A 4,000-nucleotide genomic window follows, 5' to 3' on the forward strand; every position below is an offset into this window, starting at 1 on the left:
GCTGACGCACACCATCGCCCACCGGGTGGGTCGCTATCTGGAACGGCAAGGCCTGCTGGAACGGGATGTCGAAAACAGCTATCTGGCCTCGGATGCGGTGGATGACGACCCGATGACACCCCTGCTGGGGCACTCGATCACTTACCGTATCGCTGTCGGTTCACAGGCGGGGCGAAAGGTGTTCACTTTGCAAACTCTGCCGACCAGTGGTGATCCGTTCGGTGACGGGATTGGCAAGGTAGCCGGGTCCAGCCTGCACGCCGGCGTGGCGGCCAGGGCCGATGAACGCAAGAAGCTCGAACGGCTGTGCCGGTACATCAGCCGCCCGGCGGTATCCGAGAAGCGGCTGTCGTTAACACGAGGCGGCAACGTGCGCTACCAGCTCAAGACGCCGTACCGGGACGGCACCACGCACGTCATTTTCGAACCATTGGATTTCATTGCAAGGCTGGCCGCCCTGGTACCGAAGCCCAGAGTCAACCTAACCCGCTTCCACGGGGTGTTCGCACCCAACAGTCGGCACCGGGCGTTGGTCACGCCGGCAAAACGGGGCAGGGGCAACAAGGTCAGGGTGGCTGATGAACCGGCAACACCAGCACAACGGCGAGCGTCGATGACATGGGCGCAACGGCTCAAGCGTGTTTTCAATATCGACATCGAGACCTGCAGCGGCTGCGGCGGCGCCATGAAAGTCATCGCCTGCATTGAAGACCCTATAGTGATCAAGCAGATCCTTGATCACCTGAAGCACAAAGCCGAAACCAGCGGGACCAGGGCGTTACCCGAAAGCCGGGCGCCACCGGCTGAGCTGCTCCTGGGTCTGTTTGACTGACCCGTCCCAAACGATTCCGATCACGATGCTGCGGTAATTCAGCCGCGGCAGGGATGCGTTATGCCGGCGGCTTGGGTTGGCCCCGGCTGTCGGGAAAAACGGGTAAATTTTCGGCGGGATCGATGGCTACACGGGCCGGATTCAGAATCACCCACTGGCAAAGCAGGCCGTCATTCGCGGTCTACAGTGGCTGGACTTGGAGAAAAACGGCGTTTATTCTTCCTATACTCACAATCACTAAAAAATCTTGCGCATTGATTTTCAGTTCTATGTCTTTTAGGGCTTGTACTTTTCCGTCGTAAACCTTGTTTATTTTCTTAAAGGTTACGCTTGCCATCGGCTAATACTTTTTGCTCCTGTCACGATGTAGTTTGTCGAGTTTTGCCTGCTCGGCAATCAATCGGCTATATGCGCCTATAACCAATTTCTTTTTTTCTGGCGAAACCATTTTAGAGTATACATCAAACATGGCAAGCCATTGTTTGTATGTCCATTCCGAAATAAACGCCTCCTCGTGAAGATCGATTTGCTTTCGTATCCGCTTTTGTTGTTCGTATGAAAAAACTTTTTTTGTTTTTTCCTTAAAAAATCTGCCTGGCGCGGAATATACAAAAGCCAAGAAATCCCAGTAGTCGATTAGCGGCAATTTTTTTATGTCGCAGTATTCTTTTTTGTGAAAGTTCACAAAAAATATTGATACATTCGGGCTTGGCGAAAAGTCCGCTTTATCAAAGTTGTGAATGACTTTGATTTCGTAAATCGGCTTAAAAAGTAGCGACTTAAATCCATCTTGGCACAAAGGCTCACCTGCGTACTTATATACCGCCTCTTGTTGCATGACGAGATATAAATCCTCGGGCGTCCTTCCCGTCGTCAAAAGTTTGCTCAAAATATCCGCAGTCATGTTGAATGGTATGTTAGAAAAAACTTTGTACGGCTCGCTCGGCAAATCTACTGTTAGAAAGTCCCTGTTCAGCAGAACTAAATCCTCGTGCCCCTTTAATTGCTCAAGCAATCGCCTGTACAATTCCGCGTCGTACTCTATCGCAACAACTTGTCTACAGCGTCCAAGTAAGGCTCGAGTGATAATTCCTTTGCCGGGTCCGATTTCATAAACCAAATCATCGCAAGTTATATTGCTAAGTCCGACTAGTTTATTTACTAGTTGGGCATTGTGTAAAAAATTTTGAGAGTCTTTTATGTTGCGTTCCAATAGCCTACTCCTTTACCCGTGTGGCTATTTGATTTTTTGTTGCCGTTGGGTGTATCGTTATTGGTAAACTCGTATTTTTCATAGAGTTGCGTACTCTAATTCTATACAAGGCAATACTTAATATATTTTAGCATATATTTTAGCAAATATATTAGGAAAACACAATACATTTTAGAGTGGTTTCGAAAATAGTTAAATAAAAATGACTTGTAAAGGATATTCCCCGCAAAGGTTCAGTTCTGCCGTGCTGAAAAATTGCTTATTCGTAAAAGAATAGGCAGCTTTCTTTTTTGTTCGCCCCTTTTATTTCATAGAGTACTCAACTCTATTTACAATAGAGTGGGAGTGACTGGCACTCACAGGCAATGTCTGGCACTGGCTGGCATCACAGCTGAGACTTCAATATCTCGCAGCTGAGCGATAAACTGTATAAAAACACAGTATCGCAAGGATGCGGATCATGCCCCAAGTGGCGGCCAGGATGGCCAGCCGGGACGAGAACACTGGTCGTTACCAGCGTCACCGGCCCGAGCAAACCCTGCTCTATCGGATCGTCGAAGAATACTACCCGACGTTCGCTGCCCATTTGGCGGCGCAGGGCAGGGAACTGCCCGGCTATGTGCAACGCGAGTTTGACGACTACCTCAAATGCGGCCGTCTCGAACACGGCTTTCTGCGGGTGCGTTGTGAGTCGTGTCACGCTGAGCACCTGGTTGCGTTCAGCTGCAAACGTCGGGGCTTCTGTCCTAGTTGTGGCGCACGGCGTATGGCCGAAAGCGCCGCGCTACTGGTCGATGAGGTTCTGCCCGTACAGCCCATGCGCCAATGGGTACTCAGCTTTCCCTTTCAATTGCGCTTTCTGTTCGCCAGCCGGCCGGAGGTCATGGGCCGGGTGTTGGGCATCGTTTACCGCGTCATCGCCACGCATCTGGTCAAGAAAGCGGGCTATACCCACCAAGCGGCCAAGACCGGTGCCGTCACCCTGATCCAGCGCTTCGGCAGTGCACTGAACCTCAACATTCACTTTCACATGCTGTTCCTCGATGGCGTGTACGTTGAGCGTCCCAATGGAACAGCCCGGTTCCTCTGGGTCAGGGCGCCGACCAGCGCCGAACTCACCCAACTGGCGCACACCATCGCCCATCGGGTCGGCCGCTATTTGGAGCGGCAAGGCCTGCTGGAACGGGATGTCGAAAACAGCTATCTGGCCTCGGATGCGGTGGATGACGACCCGATGACACCCCTGCTGGGGCACTCGATCACTTACCGTATCGCTGTCGGTTCACAGGCGGGGCGAAAGGTGTTCACTTTGCAAACTCTGCCGACCAGTGGTGATCCGTTCGGTGACGGGATTGGCAAGGTAGCCGGGTCCAGCCTGCACGCCGGCGTGGCGGCCAGGGCCGATGAACGCAAGAAGCTCGAACGGCTGTGCCGGTACATCAGCCGCCCGGCGGTATCCGAGAAGCGGCTGTCGTTAACACGAGGCGGCAACGTGCGCTACCAGCTCAAGACGCCGTACCGGGACGGCACCACGCACGTCATTTTCGAACCATTGGATTTCATTGCAAGGCTGGCCGCCCTGGTACCGAAGCCCAGAGTCAACCTAACCCGCTTCCACGGGGTGTTCGCACCCAACAGTCGGCACCGGGCGTTGGTCACGCCGGCAAAACGGGGCAGGGGCAACAAGGTCAGGGTGGCTGATGAACCGGCAACACCAGCACAACGGCGAGCGTCGATGACATGGGCGCAACGGCTCAAGCGTGTTTTCAATATCGACATCGAGACCTGCAGCGGCTGCGGCGGCGCCATGAAAGTCATCGCCTGCATTGAAGACCCTATAGTGATCAAGCAGATCCTTGATCACCTGAAGCACAAAGCCGAAACCAGCGGGACCAGGGCGTTACCCGAAAGCCGGGCGCCACCGGCTGAGCTGCTCCTGGGTCTGTTTGACTGAC

The 4,000-nt window shown here is 53.2% G+C and carries 2 protein-coding genes and 1 pseudogene; 2 read left to right on the plus strand and 1 reads right to left on the minus strand.

Annotated elements, in window-relative coordinates; translation table 11 throughout:
* Positions 1-832, plus strand: a pseudogene (locus FTV27_RS16815) (IS91-like element ISVsa3 family transposase); the annotation flags it as partial.
* A 340-nt stretch (positions 833-1,172) separates the two neighbouring features.
* On the opposite strand, the gene FTV27_RS16820 reads toward FTV27_RS16815, so the two are convergent.
* Positions 1,173-2,045 (minus strand): rRNA adenine dimethyltransferase family protein, encoded by an 873-nt coding sequence (locus tag FTV27_RS16820; RefSeq protein WP_084929516.1) that lies wholly within the window; start codon positions 2,043-2,045, stop codon positions 1,173-1,175.
* A gap of 460 nt (positions 2,046-2,505) precedes the next feature.
* On the opposite strand from FTV27_RS16820, the gene FTV27_RS16825 reads away from it, so the two are divergent.
* Positions 2,506-3,999 carry an IS91 family transposase gene (locus tag FTV27_RS16825; RefSeq protein WP_119173447.1) on the plus strand — a complete coding sequence of 498 codons (1,494 nt, stop codon included), beginning with the start codon at positions 2,506-2,508 and terminating at the stop codon, positions 3,997-3,999.
* Position 4,000: the final 1 nt, after the last annotated feature.

Origin of the sequence: Acinetobacter sp. YH12251, assembly GCF_013417465.1 — a bacterium.
GTDB classification, from domain to species: Bacteria; Pseudomonadota; Gammaproteobacteria; order Pseudomonadales; family Moraxellaceae; genus Acinetobacter; species Acinetobacter amyesii.